Raw genomic sequence first — 15491 nt, forward strand, 5'->3', positions numbered from 1 at the left:
ATCGGTTCCGAAAAGTGAGTGGCGTGTCGCGGCGGCGCGGCTCAGTCCGGAAACACTCCCGGGCGGTACTTCGGGACGCGCAAATTGACCTTGGTTCCGGCGCCGAGCGCGGTCTCGACGGTCAGCCCGTACTCGTCCCCGTAGACCTGTCGCATGCGCTCGTCGACGTTCGCGAGGCCGATGCCGGCGTCGCCTCCGGGGCGCCGCGCGCGGGCCGCGACGCTCCCCCATCCGGTCGGTCCCGGCCGCCCGAGCGGCGCGGAAAGGATCTCCTGGAGCCGTTCGGGGTCCATGCCGACGCCGTCGTCCTCGACGCTGATCGCCGCCTCGGCGCCCGAGTCGCGCGCGACGATCGAGATGTGGAACGCGTCGCCCGCGCCCTGCATGCCGTGCCGGATCGCGTTCTCGACCAGCGGCTGCAGCGCGAGGAACGGCACCGCGACCGGCAGCACCTCGGGCGCGATGTCGACGCGGAACTGGAGCCGCTCGCCGAACCTGGCCCGTTCCAGCAGCAGGTAGCGGTCGATGGAGCGCAGCTCGTCGGCGAGGGTGGTGAAGTCGCGGGGGTTGCGGAAGGAGTAGCGGGCGAAGTCGGCGAAGTCGAGCAGCAGCGCGCGGGCGCGTTCGGGGTCGGTGCGGACGAACGAGGCGATCGTCGTCAGCGAGTTGTAGACGAAGTGCGGGGAGATCTGGGCGCGCAGGGCCCGCATCTCGGCCTCGGCGAGCCGGATGCGGGCGTTGTCCAGCCCGGCGAGCTCGAGCTGGCCGGTGACCAGCCGGGCGGCCTCGCCGACCGCCCGGACCCGCGCGGTCGACGGGCTGCGCCAGTACACGGTCAGCGCCCCCTCGACGCGTCCCTCGACGGTGAGCGGGGCGACCATCGCCACCTGGACGGGGCACCGCGGGTCGCGGCAGCCCATCAGCTCGGGGGCGATCACGCGCGGGCGGCCGGTGGACAGCACCGGCAGGGCGTCGTGGACGGCGTCAGCCGCGTGGGCGTCGCGGGCCGCGCCGTCCCATGCCAGGAGCCGGGGCGCGGCCGGGACGCTCTGCCGGTCGAGGTCGTCGTCGAGGTCGTCGAGGTCGTCCTCGGTGGGGGGCAGCACGGCCACCAGCGCGACCGCCTCGGCGCCCAGCAGCGATCTGAGCCGCCGGACGGCCTTGCGGGCGGAGTCCTCGGTCAGCCCGGCGCGCAGCGGCGGCGTCGCCCGCGCGATCCCGTGCAGGGTCGCGAACGCCGCCTGCTCGGCCGCGTCGGCGGGCATGTGACGCGGAAGGCCGCGCGCGACGCCGCGCGGCAGACCGCGCGCGAAGCCGCGTGGAAGGCCGAGCAGAAGCTCGTCTGGGTCGCGGCGGGCGAGACCGCGCGCGGCGCTACGGGGCAGGCCGCGCGGGAGCCGGCGCGCGGCGCCGAGCGGGAGGCCGCGCCCGCGGAGCAGCATCCAGGCTCCCGCGACGGCGCCTGCGGCACCGGCGGCCGTGGCGCACGCGACGACGTCCACGACGGACGGTAGGACCATGACAACGTACGGTAACGTCTGCCGACCGCGTGGGGCAGTGTGTTGGCCATTTACGAAGGTCTCGGATGGGCCACGCCACAGGCGGTCATGGCCCCTCCGACAGCTCACGGGGGCGGCGACTCGCCCTCGTCCTCCTGGTAGGAGTACCGCTGTTCCCGCCACGGGTCGGCGACGTTGTGGTAGCCGCGCTCCTCCCAGAAGCCGCGCCGGTCCTTCACCAGGTACTCGACGCCCCGCACCCACTTCACGCTCTTCCACGCGTACAGGTGCGGGACGACGATCCGGATCGGGAAGCCGTGGTCGGGGCTGATGCGCTCGCCGTCGCGGTGGGTGGCGAACATCGTCCCGTCGGCGAGGAAGTCGCTCATCCGGATGTTGGCGCTGTAGCCGTACTCGGCCCAGACCATCACGTGCGTGACGTCCGGCGCGGGCGGCGCCAGCTCCACGATCGCCGCGCCGGAGACGCCCTCCCATTCGTTGTCCGGGATCGTGAACTTCGTCACGCAGTGGAAGTCGGCGACGGCCGTGATCGTCGGGAGCGCGTCGAACTCGTCCCAGGTCCAGCGGTACTGCTCGCCGGACTCGGTGGCGCCGAAGACGCGGAAGTCCCAGTCCTTGGGCCGGAACTTCGGCACCGGGCCGTAGTGCAGGACGGGCCAGCCTCGGGGAACGTACTGGCCGGGCGGAAGGTCGCGCGGCTCCGGTGCGGACTGTTCGGGCTCGGACATGACGCGGCCATCCTGCCATCCGGAGTGAGGTGAGCCATATCCGGGGTCCGCGCGACGGCGTACCCGGCCGGAGCCGTTAAGCTGGGGCCGTGCGCAACGTCGTGTATTTCTTTTGGTTCGACCAGCCCGGGCGGCTGGTCTGCCAGACGCTGCGCTGACAGACCTCAAGTCGAGAGCCCCGGGCCGCCTGGCCCGGGGCTTTCGTCGTTTCAGGGGTCGTTCCGGGGATCCACCGTGGATCCCCGGCGAAGGAGAGAGGCAGCACCAATGGTCGTCGTCATGGCCCCGGAGGCCAACGAAGCGGATATCGAGGCCGTCGTCTCACTGGTCGAGACGGCGGGAGGCGAGGCGTTCGTCAGCCGCGGCGTGGAGCGGACCATCGTCGGGCTCGTCGGCGACGTCCAGCAGTTCGGGACGCTGAACCTGCGCGGGATGCGCGGCGTCAGCGACGTGATCCGCATCTCGGCGCCGCACAAGCTGGTGAGCCGCGAGAACCACGGCGAGCGCTCGGTCGTCCGGGTCGGCGGCGTGCCGATCGGCCCCGGCACCATGACGCTGATCGCCGGCCCGTGCGCGGTCGAGACGGCCGAGCAGACCCTCGGCGCCGCGCAGATGGCGCAGGCCGCGGGCGCGACGCTGCTGCGCGGCGGCGCGTTCAAGCCGCGGACGTCCCCGTACGCGTTCCAGGGCCTCGGCGAGGCCGGGCTGCGCATCCTCGCGGACGTACGGGCGGAGACGGGCATGCCGATCGTCACCGAGGTGGTGGACGCCGCCGACGTCGAGCTCGTCGCGTCCTACGCCGACATGCTGCAGATCGGCACCCGCAACGCGCAGAACTTCGCGCTGCTGCAGGCGGCGGGCGAGGCCGGCAAGCCGGTCATGCTGAAGCGCGGCATGAGCGGGACGATCGAGGAGTGGCTGATGGCCGCCGAGTACGTCGCGCAGCGCGGCAACCTCGACATCGTGCTGTGCGAGCGCGGCATCCGCACCTTCGAGAGGGCGACCCGCAACACCCTGGACATCTCCGCGGTGCCGGTGGCGCAGCGCCTGTCCCACCTGCCGGTGATCGTGGACCCGTCGCACTCGGGCGGCAGCCGCGACCTCGTGCTGCCGCTGACCCGCGCCGCGATCGCGGTCGGCGCCGACGGCGTGATCATCGACGTGCACCCGCACCCCGAGACGGCGCTGTGCGACGGCCCGCAGGCCCTCGTGGACGGCGATCTGCGCGAGCTGGCCAAGCTCGTCCGGGACCTGCCGCCCATCGTCGGCCGCTCGCTCACCCGGGCCCAGGACACCGACGCCGTCCCCGCCTGAAGCAATTCGGTCGGCCTCGTCGGATATCGTGCCGTCCATGGCCTACTGGACCTCGAACTGCGGACCGCCGCGCTCCTGACGGGGCGCGGCGACCGCACTCGCTGATCGAGTTCTGACACGGCCCGGCGCCGGATGCGCCCGGCCGTGTCCTCCTGCGCCCCGAATCCGGATCATCTTCGTCCGATTCGAGGTCAGGAGCTTCTCCCGTGGCACAGCACACCTCCGTCCGGCATGCGTCCGGCAAGGGTTCCGCCGCCCGCGGCCGGGCGCGCGGCGGCGGCGCCGACATCCTGGTCGCGGCGTCCCTCTGGGGGACGACCGGGACCGTCCGCACCTTCGCGGACGGGTCGTCGGCGCTCTCGGTCGCCGCGATCCGCATCATCGTCGGCGGCCTGGTCCTGCTCGGCCTGGCCGCGGCGTCCCGGCGCGGCGCCGGGCTCCGCCACCTGTTCCGCGACCGCCGCAACTGGCCGCTCGTCGGCGGCGGCGCGGTCACGATCGCCGTGTACCAGGCCGCGTTCTTCGTGGCCGCCGGACGCACCGGGGTCGCGGTCGCGACCGTCGTCACGATCGGCAGCGCGCCCGCGTTCACCGGCGTGATCGGGCTCGCGACCCGGCGCGCGGCGCCGACCCGGCGGTGGGCGCTGGCGACCGCCGGGGCCGTCGCGGGCTGCGCCCTGCTCATCGGCAGCGGCCTCGCCGGCGGCGGCCGGGACACGGGCGCCGAACCGGCGGGGATCGCCTTGGCGCTGCTGTCCGGGCTGTCGTACGCGGTGTACGCGACGGTCGCGTCCGTCCTCATCACGCGCGGTGAGGAGGACCGGGCCGTCGCCGGGGCGCTGTTCGGGACGGCGGCCGTCCCGCTGATCCCGGTCCTGATCGCCGGGCCGGCCGGGTGGCTGACCACCGGGCAGGGCGCGCTGATCGCGCTCTACCTCGGCGTGATCACCACGGGCGGCGGCTATCTGCTGTTCGCGCGGGGGCTGCGCACGACGCCCGCCACGACCGCGACGACGCTGACGCTCGCCGAGCCCGCGGTGGCCGCGGTGCTCGGTATGGTCCTGCTGGACGAGCGGCTCGGCCCCGTCGCGCTCGGGGGTCTCGCGCTGCTGGCGGCGAGCCTGGTGGGCCTGGTCATGCCCATGCGGAGGCGGAACGCTGGCGAACATATACAGGCCGGTAACAAATTGGTATGAACCACTGGCCGGGGGCGGTCACGGCGTGGATGATGTCCGGCATGACTACGGGCGATGACGCCGGGGGGCGGCTGTTCCCGGAGGATCTGGACGGCGTCGACCCGGTCGCCGCGGTGATGCTGGCGGATGCCTGCCGCGCCGTGTCCGCATACCCGGAGCTGGTGCTCCTGGGGGCGCTGTTCACCGCCGCGGAGCAGGTCCCGGGCGGCTGGCAGATCGTGTGCCCGTGCGACCCGCTGCCGCAGGGCGCGCGCGAGCTCCTCGCCGTCCACCTGGAAGACCAGGCGGCCACGGCGCCGGACGTCGCGCAGACGCGGCGGCTGGCCGCCGCGGCGCGCACGCTGCAGGACGAGGCCGCCGACGAGGTCGCGGCGGGCGGGCGGCGGTTCCGGATCGTGCGGATCGAGCAGCTCGTCCGCACCGGCCCCGACGGCCCCGAACCGCCCCGCCCCACCGACCTGGACGCGCTGCCCGCCCGTGACCGCGTCGCGGGCCGCCCCTACGACCTGCTGCCCGAGGACGGCGCGGGCTCCGGCTACGCGATGTCCGAGCTGCTGTGCCAGGTGCTGGACGCGTCCGCGGCCGGCGGCGGCGAGCCCACGGGAGCGTTCCTGACCCCGGTCGCGCTGGCGCCCGCGTTCACCGTCGCCGAGCGCGGCGAGCGGCGCTGGCGCCCGGTGGGCCGCCTGCACGACGCGCCGCAGCAGGCCCGCGACTCGCTGGTCACCTACTTCCGGCACGTGGTGCCCGCGGTGGAGAGCCCCGCCGCGACGGACGTCGCCAGGTTCGCCGAGGCGGCGGAGCTGATGGAGGACGAGACGCGCCGCAACGGCATCGCCGTCGCCGGGCGCCGGTTCCGCATCGTCCGCATCGAGCGCGTCACGCTGATGGGCCCTGACGGCCCCGAGCCACCGCGTCCGACCGACTTCGACGCCCGCTGAGCCGCGTTTCGGTCAGGAAGCCGGGTCCGCGTAAGCGGGGCGGTGTTCCTGGACGGAGTCGGCGAGCTGGTCGGCGAGTTCCCCCACGTCGAGGCGCTTCTCGATCTGGCGCAGGTCGTCGATCTTCGCCTTGGTCTCGGCGCGGCGGGGCGCCAGCATCGTGCAGCAGTCCTCGTCGGGCAGCTCGGAGATCGTGAGGGTGCGGATCCGGCGCGCCTGGTCCATGATCTCGATCTTGTCCATGCCGACGAGGGGCCGCAGGATCGGCAGCTCGACGGCGTCGTCCAGCGCGGTGATGTTGGTGAGCGTCTGGCTGGACACCTGGCCGAGCGCGTCCCCGGTGATCAGCGCGGCGCCGCGCAGCCGGCGGGCGAGGACCTCGCCGGTGCGCAGCATCAGCCGGCGCTGCGCGATCACGGCGAGCCGGTCGGCGCCCGACGACTTGATCTGCTGCTGCGCCTTCCCGAACGGGACGACGAACAGCCGCGACCCGCCCTGGAACTTGTCCAGCTCGCGGACCAGCGCGTACGCCTTGTAGATCGACTCGGGCCCGGTGAAGGGCATGCCGGAGAAGTGCAGGTAGTCGACGCGCAGGCCGCGGCGCATCATCCGGTAGGCGGCGACGGGCGAGTCGATGCCGCCCGACATCAGCACCAGCGCGCGGCCGCTCATCCCGACGGGCAGGCCGCCCTGGCCGGGGAGCCCGCCGGAGTAGACGAACACCTCGTCGCGGTCGACCTCGATCGACAGGGTGTGCTCGGGGTTCTTGAGCCGGACCGGCTGCCCGTACTTCGCGGTCAGGAGCGTGCCGATGTGCCGGTCGAGCTCGGTGGAGGTCATCGGGAACCGCTTGTCGCGGCGCCGGGACCGGACGGCGAACGCGCCGGTCCGGCCGTCCATGAGCTCGAGCGCGGCGCGCTCGACGCTGGCGAGGTCCTTGCCGACGCGCCAGGCGCGGTGGGCCCACACGATGCCCATGACGTCGGTGACCCGCTGGGCCACGCGGTCCATGGTGGCCAGGTCGGCATCGTGCTTGCGGACGATGAACACGCCGTGGCGGCGGATCACGTCCACCCGCGCGATGGGGCGGACGGCCATGCGCACGTTGTCGGCGAGGCGGCGCTCGAACTGCTCGCGGTTCTTGCCCTTGAGGACGACCTCGCCCAGCTTGAGCAGCACGCACGGCTCGCCGTCGACCGGCGACTCCTCGCGGACGTCCGCCGGGGCGGGGTCGAGCGTCGTCATGCGTGGTCCTCCTGGCGGGAACAGGGTCCGAAGGGTGGGCTTCCAGTGTGGCCCAGGAAAGCCAACGCCGCGACCACGTGAACGTGTTCCCGCCAGGAGGGTTCGTCAGCCGAAGAAGACCTCGGACTCGGAGTAGCGCTCCAGCGGGACGGTCTTCAGCTCCTTGGTCGCCTCGTCCAGGCCGACGCGGACGATCTCGGTGCCCTGGAGCGCGACCATCTTGCCGTAGTCGCCGTCCTTGACGGCGTCGATCGCCTGGAGGCCGAACCGGGTGGCGAGGACGCGGTCGAACGCGGTCGGGGTGCCGCCGCGCTGGATGTGCCCGAGCACGGTGGCGCGGGCCTCCTTGCCGGTGCGCTTCTCGATCTCGTCGGCGAGGGCCTGGCCGATGCCGCCGAGCCGGACGTGCCCGAACGCGTCGCGCTCCTTGGCCTGGAGCTGCATCTGCCCGTCGATCGGGTGCGCGCCCTCGGACACCACGATGATCGGCGCGTAGCGGGTCTTGAACCGGCTCTCGACGTACTCGCAGACCTTCTCGATGTCGAAGGGCCGCTCGGGGATCAGGATGACGTTGGCGCCGGCGGCCATGCCGACGTGCAGCGCGATCCAGCCCGCGTGGCGCCCCATGACCTCGCAGATCAGCGCGCGGTGGTGGCTCTCGGCGGTGGTGTGCAGCCGGTCGACGGCCTCCATGCCGATGTTCACCGCGGTGTCGAAGCCGAAGGTGTAGTCGGTCGCGTTGAGGTCGTTGTCGATGGTCTTCGGGACGCCGACGACGTTGACGCCGTTGGCGTACAGCTCGCGGGCTACGCCGAGGGTGTCCTCGCCGCCGATGGCGATCAGCGCGTCCACGCCGAGGCCCGCCAGGTTGTCCTTGATGCGCTCGACGCCGCCCTCGACCTTGACCGGGTTCGTCCGCGACGAGCCGAGGATCGTGCCGCCGCGCGGCAGGATCCCGCGTACGGACTGGACGTCGAGCGCCACGGTGTCGCCTTCGAGGGGGCCGCGCCAGCCGGCCCGGAAGCCCACGAACTCGTAGCCGAAGACCTGGACGCCCTTGCGCACGACCGCGCGGATCACCGCGTTCAGGCCGGGGCAGTCACCGCCTCCGGTCAGCACTCCGACGCGCATGCCGTCTCCTTCTCCCGCCACCGGGCTCCTCCCTCGATTCACATGGCCAGACTAGCCGTCCGGGCATGGCGGCACGGGCCATTCGCCGGGTGTCCCGGCGAGCCGCCATTGGTCTAGACCATAGCCCCTGACGAGGGGTCTGCGCGCCGTTACCCCGCCCGGTGCGGGGATCGGCGCGCCGGATTCCGCCCGATGGCGCGCACACGCCCGCGGACCTGCACCGCGACCCCGCCGGGCACCCGCCGCAGCGCCGCCTTCCGGGGCCGCGGCGGCGACGCGCCGTCGTAGGTCCAGCGGGTTTCGGCGAGCGCCAGTTCCCGGGCCGCGTCGGGTTCAAGAACGTCGTGCGCTCGCGCGAAATCCCAGCCGTCGCGCAGGGAGCCCTGTGTCGGACGTTCGGCGGCCCAGGCGGCGAACGCCTTCGTCCAGGACGCCCCGTAGGAGCCGGCCAATGCGGGCCAGGCGCGGGCCACTTCACCGGCCCGTTTGAGCAGGATGCCGTGGGCCGCGGCCCGCACCGCCTCTGCGTCGAAGCCCTCGGGCATGGCGCCGCCCGCTGTCATGGCACGGATGAGCGCCTCCTGCGCTGCCGCCAACCCGGCGTCGTACGGGCCGCTCATGTGACGGCCGCGTAGCCGGAGGCGGCGGCTATGGCGTCGAGCTCGGCCCGGAGCTCCGCGGCGGGCGGGTAGCGGCCGTCGCGCTCCAGTAGGAACCCGGGCGGACGGACGCCGGCGCATAGCTTCTCGATCAAGTCCAGGACCTCGGGCGGGACGGCGGCGGCGTGCGTGTCGTGGTAGCGGCCGCCCTCCTCGGAGCCTCCGGCGACGTGGCAGTACGCGATGCGGTCGAGCGGGAGGCGGTCGAGGAGGGCGGCTGGGTCCTCGCCGCGGTTGCGGGCGTTGGCGTACACGTTGGCGACGTCCAGCAGGAGGAGGGCGCCGGTGCGCTCCAGGAGCTCGGTCAGGAAGGCGGCCTCGGTGTACTCGGCGTCCGGCCAGTCGAAGAGCGTGGCGATGGGCTCGACGGCGAGTGGCACCGGCAGCTCGTCCTGGGTGCGGCGGATGTTGGCGGTGAGGGCGTCGAGCGCGGCGCGCGTCCGCGGGACGGGCAGCAGGTGCCCGGCCTCGATCCCGCCCGCCCGGACGAACGCGACGTGCTCGCTCACCAGCGGCGCCTTGAGGGCCTCGGCGCAGGCGGCGAGGTGCGCGACCCGCCCGGGGTCCACCGGCTCGGCGCCGCCGAGCGAGAGCCTCACCCCGTGCGGGACGATCGCCGTGCCGCGGTCGCGCAGCTCCAGCAGGGCGGGCGCGGGATGCGCCGGGTGCACGAACTCGGCGATCACCTCGGTGAAGCGCAGCCCGGGCAGCGCGCCGACGAACCCGGCGATCTCCGGCCGCCACCCGATGCCGACCCCCAGGTCCGGCAGGTCCGGGGCGGTCACGTCAGCTGCCTCCACCGCAGCCTCCCCCTCCGCCGCCACCACAGCCTCCGCCCCCGCCACCGCCGCAGCCGCTGCTTCCGCAGGAACCGCCGCCGCCGCAGGAGCTGGACGAGCACACCGAGGCGGTGCTCGAACAGGAGGAGCCCGAGTATCCGCCGGACGCGGTCGCCGCCCCGGACATCTCCATGTAGCGGCCGAGCCCGACGGTCTGGACGAACATCGGGTCGAAGGCCATCAGCGCCGCCGTCCCGAACAGCGCGACGCCCAGCAGCACCGACGGCGCGGGCAGGCCCGCGTAGGAGGCGGTGTGCCGCGGGTCGAGATGGGCGTTGGACGCCTTGATCTGCTCGATCACGTGCTCGCCCTCCTTCGTCCGCTCGGCGCCCGCGTTGAGCAGGGACCCGCAGCCGATGGCGACCAGGCCGATCGCGGCGAGCGGGAGCAGGACGCCAGGGAAGCCGCCGAAGACGTCCAGGATGAAGAACGGGATGCCGAACGCCATCCACGCCCAGAGCACCAGCCGGCAGCTCCGCAGCTTCCACTCCCCGGCCGGGCCGATCACCATGCCCAGCGGGATCAGCCCGTCGCGGAGCTGGTCGAGCGCCGCCCGGACGCCGGCCTCGGCGGTGAGCTCGGCGAGCGTCCCGGCGCGGCGCCCGGCGATCGCGCCGAAGACCGCCGTGTCGAGGGGCTTCCCGGCCGCGCGGGGGCCGGCGGCGGACGGGGTCAGCGGGATCAGCCGGCCGTCGGCGAGGGTGTCGACCGCGCCGTCCAGCCGCAGCGCGGTGATCGACGCGGCGATCGCGTGGCGCCCGCCGCCGTGCAGGTAGGCGATCTCGTACGGATGCAGGTCGCGCGTCGGCGGGCCGCCGCGCGTCGCGCTCGCCCGCACGCTCCGGGCGATCGCGATCAGCACGATCCCGCAGAGGACGTACCCGGCGAAGACCAGCAGCTCCGGTCCAGTTATCTCGTCGATCACGTGTGCTCCCGGTCAGGCGCCTTTAGGGGCTCAGACGCCGCGGCCCGCGTGGGGGTTCAGCCGGATTCGTCGGCCTCGTCCCCATCCAGGCCCTGCTCGATCGCATACCGGACGAGCTCGACGCGGTTGTGCAGCTGGAGCTTGCGGAGGGTGTTCTGCACGTGGTTCTGCACCGTCCGGTGGGACAGGACGAGCCGCTCCGCGATCTGCTTGTAGGTCAGGCCCTTCGCGACGAGCCGCAGGACCTCGGTCTCGCGGTCGGTCAGCCGGGGCGCGCCGTCGTCCTCGCGGGCGGGGGCGGCGGCGAGCCTGCGGTACTCGCCGAGGACGAGGCCCGCGAGCCCAGGGGTGAACACGGCGTCGCCCTCGCCGGTGCGGCGGACGGCGTCCAGGAACTCCTCCCGCGCGGCGGACTTGAGCAGGTAGCCGGTGGCGCCCGCCTTGACGGCGTCCAGGACGTCCTGCTGCTCGCCGCTCGCCGACAGCACCAGCACGCGGACGGGCGGGTCGGCCGCGGCCAGCCGCCGGGTCACCTCGACGCCGGAGATGTCGGGGAGCTGGAGGTCGACGACGGCGACCTGCGGGCGGGCGGCCGCGGCGACACGGACCGCCGTGCGCCCCTCCCCCGCGGTCGCGACCACCTCATGGCCCGCCTCGGCGAGGTCGCGGGCGACCGCCTCGCGCCACATCGGATGATCGTCCACGACCATGACCCTGAGGGGAACCTCGCTCACGGGTCACACCATATGGCGACTTGCCGGTCAGGGGTCAGCGGCGGGGCACGGTCATCTCGATCTCGGTGCCCGCGCCCGCGGCGGAGGTGATCTCGACGGTGCCGCCGAGGTCCCGGACGCGCCCGCGGATGGACTGCGCGACGCCGAGCCGCCCATCGGCGGCGGCCTCGTCCAGCCGCCCGGCGGGCAGGCCGGGGCCGTCGTCGCGGACGCTGACGGTGACCGCGTCCTCGCCGTCCTCCAGCAGGATCCACGCGCGGGCGCCGTCGCCGCAGTGCCGCCGGACGTTGTCGAGCGCCGCCGCCACCGCCGCCTCGACCTCCCGGGCGGCGTGCGCGGGCAGCCGCACCTCGGTCGCGGGCGTGGACACCGTGACGGACGCGGACGCGTGGCCGGTCAGCAGCGGCCGGAGATCGACGTCGTCGCCCGTGTCCGGCACGGCGGCGGGGGCGGCGCCGATGAGGGTCCGCAGCGCCGCCTCCTGCTCGCCCGCGAGCCGTCCCAGCTCCGCCGCCTCCCCGCCGAGCTCGTCACCGCGCCGCCGCACCATCGCCAGCACCTGCAGCACCGAGTCGTGGATGCGGCGGGCCAGCCGCTCCCGCTCCCGGGTCGCCGACTCCAGCTCCACGGCCCGCGCCAGCCGCGCCTCCGCGTCCAGCGCCAGCCGGACGACGTGCCCGACGACGAGGCCCGCGAGGAGCAGCAGGACGATGCCGTTGAACGTCGTCCGGCTGATCCCGCCCGCCGTCCCGGCGATCGCGTGGACCAGCAGGTTCGCCACGGACAGCACGAGCGCCGCGGCGATCCCCAGACGCCGCCCGCCCGCCACCGCCCACGACAGCAGCGCCGCCGCGACCCACGACACCGGCAGCGTCGGACGGCCGTCGGCGATGTTCTCCGGCGTCTCCACCCACGCCGTGGCGAGCAGGCACCCGGACGCGACGGCGAGATCGGCGGCCAGCGGCGGCCACCGGCGGCGCCGCGGGTCGCGGAAGGCGGACACCGTGTACGCCGTCCAGACGGCCATGACGGCGAGGACGGCCCAGCCCCCGGCCGGACGGGCGTAGCCGTCGAAGTTCATGGCGATCACGGCGGCGGCGTAGACCAGCGCCAGACCGCGGTAGACGGCCACGGCACGCCAGAGCGCGGCCTCCAGCCCCATCCCCCGATCGGCCTCGCTCATCCGCGGTCCCTCACACCTGCCCTTGTGGGCCCCCACGCCCCCGGTTCGCTCAGCCTGAGTCGCTGAGGCCCTCGTCGTCGTCCACCGGCCGCACGGGCTTCCCGGCGAGTTCGGCCTTCACCTCGGCGGCGTACCGGTCGACGTACTCCTGGCCCGACAGCTCCCTGATCGTCTGCATGATCTCGTCGGTGATCTGCCGCAGGACCTCCTTGTCGTCCTCGCGGCCGTAGTACTGGGAGAAGTCCATCGGCTCGCCGAACCGGACGCCGGGCCGCACCCCGAGCCGCGGGTACGGCTTGCCCGGCGGCATCAGCTCGAAGGTGTTGATCATCGCCATCGGGATCACCGGGACCCGCGACTTCAGCGCCAGCCGCGCGACCCCTGTCTTGCCGCGGTACAGCCGGTTGTCCGGCGCGCGGGTGCCCTCCGGGTAGATGCCGAGCAGCTTGCCCTCGGCGAGGATCCGCAGCCCCGTCTGCAGCGCCGCCTCGGCCGACGAGCCGCCCGTCCGGTCCACCGGCACGACGCCGACCCCGGTGAAGAACCCCTTGCTGATCAGCCCCTTGAGCCCTTTGCCGGTGAAGTACTCGCCCTTGCCGATGAAGAAGATCGGCCGCAGCAGCGGCAGCGGCCCGAAGAAGTGGTCGGCGAACGAGAGATGGTTGCTCACCAGCAGCGCCGGGCCGCGCTTGGGGACGTTCCGCATGCCCCGGTTCCGCGGCCACCAGCCGAGGTACAGGATCGGCGAGAGAACGACCCTGAGCAGGATCCAGAACCACAGCATGCGGGGACCTCCTCGGACCGCGCGCCCCAGGGACGGGCGCGGACGGTCCCTGACCGACGGGGATGATGGGACATCTTCCCACTGCGTCTCGCCGTTCTACCAGCCGGTACATCGCCGGACACGAGGCGACGAAGCGGACGCCCCGCCCCGGGCCCGAGCGCGATGCCCGCGGGGGGCGGGAATGAACGTAGGCTCTGAGGCGTCAATCTCAATCGGGTGCGCCCGGGGTCTTGTCCCGGGCGACGCAGCGAATACCGTGGGACACACGTTTCAGGGTGTCCGGGAGTGCCGTCGCGAGCCGGTGGCGCGTCCGGACCCATGTCGATAGGGGCGGAGGCCGTCATGCCGGTGCCGTCGGTCACGCCGGAGTCGTCGAAGGAGCCGGCCCCGTGAATCGCCGTGGCAATGGACTGTCAGCGGACACCTATGCCCCACTGGTCGACCTCGCCCCGCATCTCGCCGACGCGATGCTGACGGCGCTCGGCGAGGCCGGGGTGGCGGCCTACGCGGCCCCGCCGTCCGACCTGGCCGAGCTGGCCGATCTGACCGACCGCGTCGACCTGGCCGAACGGGCCGACCGGAGCGAGCGCGCCGAGCACGCCGGGGAGCCCGCGGGCGACGTCCTCGACCGGCTGTACGTGGACGTCGACATGAAGCCCGCCGCGGAGGGCATCCTGCGCGCGCACCTGGCCCGGCTGCGCGACACGTCCGCCCGCGGCTCCGACGGCGAACGCGCCGACGTGGGCGACCGTCCCGAGACCGATGTCGCCGACCCGCCGCCCGGGGCCCCCGAGCCCGGTGACCCGCGCGGGGACGCCGAGGGCGGCACGTCGGCCAAGGACGCCGACGCGCCCCGAGAGCGCGACGAGGACGCCATCTGGGCCGAGATCGTCGCCGGCTTCGACTCCGCGCCCGACGGCGAGGACGTCCCCTGGCCCGACGAGGAGAACGTCCGCGAGCCCGCCGACCCGCCGCAGGAGGGCGACGACCGCACCGGCCGCCTCCCCCGCGCCCGCGTGATCAGGGCCGTCGAGACCCCCGAGTTCCCGCCGGACGCCGACGACGAGGGCCACTACGTCCCGCCCCCTCCCCCGCCGCTCCCCAGCGCCGACCCACTCACCAAAGGCGCCTGGATCGCCCTGATCGGCGGCCCGCTCTACCTGCTGATCACCGTCGTCCTCGACTGGGACGTCCCCGGCTGGGCCGCGTTCCTCGCCGTCGCCGCCTTCATCGGCGGCTTCGTCACCCTCGTCCTCCGCATGGGCGACGAGCCAAGAGACCCCGACGACGGAGCTGTCGTCTAACGGGGGAGCGACCCCCCGAACCCCCCCCGGCTGCGCGGCACGGGTCTCCTCGCTCTGGTCGCTAGCGCTCCCTACGCTGCGGGGACGCGGCGCGCCGGGCATGCCCGCTGCCTTGTTTACCTGGGGGGCGACCCCCAGACCCCCGGCTGCGCGGCACGGGTCTCCTCGCTCTGGTCGCTGGCGCTCCCTACGCTGCGGGGACGCGGCGCGCCGGGCATGCCCGCTGCGCTCGCTGGAGCTCGCTCCGCGTGCCTGCCCGTAACCGGTGGTTGAGGTTCAAGCGGTGGGGAGTTCTAGGGCCGCCAGTACCGGGCGGTGGTCGGTGGCCTTTGGGTAGTCGGCCGTGACGGCCGGGTCGTCGACCGGGACGCCGGCGGCGGTGATCACGATCTCCGGGTCTGCGAAGGCGCCGTCTATGCGGCGGTGGGGGTTGCGGGAGGTGAACGTCGGTTCTTCGCCGGACGGGGCGGTGGCGTAGGCGTCCTGGAGATGGTCGGTGAGGAGGGTCCAGGACGGGCCGCCGGGCTCCTCGTTGATGTCTCCGGCGAGCACGGCGGGGGCGCGGTGGCGGTCGCGGGCCCTTTCCAGGTGGGCGAGGATCTCGTGGACGTGCCGGAGGCGTGGGCCGTCGCGCAGGTCCAGGTGGGTGCTTGCGGCCAGGAAGCGGGCGCCGCCGGTCTCCAGGACGGCGATCGCCAGGGCGCGGCGGTGCAGGCCCGGGTCCGGGGTGAGCAGGTGGAACTCGCGGGCCACGCGGCGGACGTGCGGCGCGGCGAGGACGGCGAGCCCGCAGGCCCGCCGTCCCGCCGCGATGTCCATGCCGCACGCGCGGGCCAGGCGGCGGCGCTGGAGCCGCCACGACCCGAAACGCGGGACCTCCTGCAGGCAGACGACGTCCGGGGCGAGCGCGCGGACGACACGGGCCACGGCGGCCGGATCGTCGCGCAGTGACCGGATGTTGTAGCTCAGCAGCCGGACGGACGGCACG

The 15491-nt window shown here is 74.0% G+C and carries 15 protein-coding genes; 4 read left to right on the forward strand and 11 right to left on the reverse strand.

Annotated elements, in window-relative coordinates; translation table 11 throughout:
• Window positions 1-41 precede the first annotated feature (41 nt).
• Complete coding sequence (locus ACH34S_RS14665; protein ID WP_395953129.1) at window positions 42-1520, reverse strand: sensor histidine kinase; 1479 nt, start codon at window positions 1518-1520, stop codon at window positions 42-44.
• 104 nt (window positions 1521-1624) lie between these two features.
• Entirely contained in the window at window positions 1625-2248 is a 624-nt protein-coding gene (locus tag ACH34S_RS14670; RefSeq protein WP_395953130.1) for a sulfite oxidase-like oxidoreductase, read from the reverse strand.
• A 267-nt stretch (window positions 2249-2515) separates the two neighbouring features.
• Here ACH34S_RS14670 and aroF point away from each other — a divergent pair, with 267 nt between their 5' ends.
• The 3 genes from aroF (at window position 2516) to ACH34S_RS14685 (ending at window position 5699) form a co-directional block, all read left to right on the forward strand.
• A complete protein-coding gene (aroF, locus tag ACH34S_RS14675; protein ID WP_395953131.1) occupies window positions 2516-3562 on the forward strand; it encodes a 3-deoxy-7-phosphoheptulonate synthase in 1047 nt (348 codons plus the stop codon).
• A 206-nt stretch (window positions 3563-3768) separates the two neighbouring features.
• The gene (locus ACH34S_RS14680; protein WP_395953132.1) at window positions 3769-4758 is read left to right on the forward strand and encodes an EamA family transporter; all 990 of its coding nucleotides are present in this window, start codon (window positions 3769-3771) and stop codon (window positions 4756-4758) included.
• A 41-nt stretch (window positions 4759-4799) separates the two neighbouring features.
• Window positions 4800-5699 carry a DUF5954 family protein gene (locus ACH34S_RS14685; protein ID WP_395953133.1) on the forward strand — a complete coding sequence of 300 codons (900 nt, stop codon included), beginning with the start codon at window positions 4800-4802 and terminating at the stop codon, window positions 5697-5699.
• Between the two features lie 12 nt (window positions 5700-5711).
• On the opposite strand, the gene thiI is transcribed toward ACH34S_RS14685, so the two are convergent.
• The 8 genes from thiI to ACH34S_RS14725 all read right to left on the reverse strand — a co-directional run bounded on the left by thiI (window position 5712) and on the right by ACH34S_RS14725 (window position 13199).
• Complete coding sequence (gene thiI, locus ACH34S_RS14690; RefSeq protein WP_395953134.1) at window positions 5712-6944, reverse strand: tRNA uracil 4-sulfurtransferase ThiI; 1233 nt, start codon at window positions 6942-6944, stop codon at window positions 5712-5714.
• A gap of 105 nt (window positions 6945-7049) precedes the next feature.
• Window positions 7050-8075, reverse strand: coding sequence for a 6-phosphofructokinase (locus tag ACH34S_RS14695; protein ID WP_395953135.1), 1026 nt, complete (start codon window positions 8073-8075; stop codon window positions 7050-7052).
• 149 nt (window positions 8076-8224) lie between these two features.
• A complete protein-coding gene (locus ACH34S_RS14700; protein ID WP_395953136.1) occupies window positions 8225-8695 on the reverse strand; it encodes a hypothetical protein in 471 nt (156 codons plus the stop codon).
• The gene (locus ACH34S_RS14705; RefSeq protein ID WP_395953137.1) at window positions 8692-9534 is read right to left on the reverse strand and encodes a DUF692 domain-containing protein; all 843 of its coding nucleotides are present in this window, start codon (window positions 9532-9534) and stop codon (window positions 8692-8694) included. The genes ACH34S_RS14700 and ACH34S_RS14705 overlap by 4 nt, the downstream gene beginning before the upstream one ends.
• The gene (locus ACH34S_RS14710) at window positions 9521-10498 is read right to left on the reverse strand and encodes a TIGR04222 domain-containing membrane protein (RefSeq protein ID WP_395953138.1); all 978 of its coding nucleotides are present in this window, start codon (window positions 10496-10498) and stop codon (window positions 9521-9523) included. Before ACH34S_RS14710 ends, ACH34S_RS14705 begins: the two co-directional genes overlap by 14 nt.
• Window positions 10499-10554: 56 nt before the next feature.
• Window positions 10555-11208: a response regulator gene (locus ACH34S_RS14715; protein WP_395953336.1), complete on the reverse strand. Its 654-nt coding sequence runs from the start codon at window positions 11206-11208 to the stop codon at window positions 10555-10557.
• Window positions 11209-11266: 58 nt separating this feature from the next.
• Window positions 11267-12415, reverse strand: coding sequence for a MacS family sensor histidine kinase (gene macS, locus ACH34S_RS14720; protein WP_395953139.1), 1149 nt, complete (start codon window positions 12413-12415; stop codon window positions 11267-11269).
• A 49-nt stretch (window positions 12416-12464) separates the two neighbouring features.
• The gene (locus tag ACH34S_RS14725; RefSeq protein WP_395953140.1) at window positions 12465-13199 is read right to left on the reverse strand and encodes a lysophospholipid acyltransferase family protein; all 735 of its coding nucleotides are present in this window, start codon (window positions 13197-13199) and stop codon (window positions 12465-12467) included.
• 389 nt (window positions 13200-13588) lie between these two features.
• Here ACH34S_RS14725 and ACH34S_RS14730 point away from each other — a divergent pair, with 389 nt between their 5' ends.
• Window positions 13589-14503: a hypothetical protein gene (locus ACH34S_RS14730; RefSeq protein WP_395953141.1), complete on the forward strand. Its 915-nt coding sequence runs from the start codon at window positions 13589-13591 to the stop codon at window positions 14501-14503.
• A gap of 276 nt (window positions 14504-14779) precedes the next feature.
• Here ACH34S_RS14730 and ACH34S_RS14735 read toward each other — a convergent pair whose 3' ends face one another.
• The gene (locus tag ACH34S_RS14735) at window positions 14780-15490 is read right to left on the reverse strand and encodes an endonuclease/exonuclease/phosphatase family protein (RefSeq protein ID WP_395953142.1); all 711 of its coding nucleotides are present in this window, start codon (window positions 15488-15490) and stop codon (window positions 14780-14782) included.
• Window position 15491 lies beyond the last annotated feature (1 nt).

The sequence above is a fragment of the Actinomadura sp. 3N508 genome (assembly GCF_044326375.1).
Taxonomy (GTDB): domain Bacteria; phylum Actinomycetota; class Actinomycetes; order Streptosporangiales; family Streptosporangiaceae; genus Spirillospora.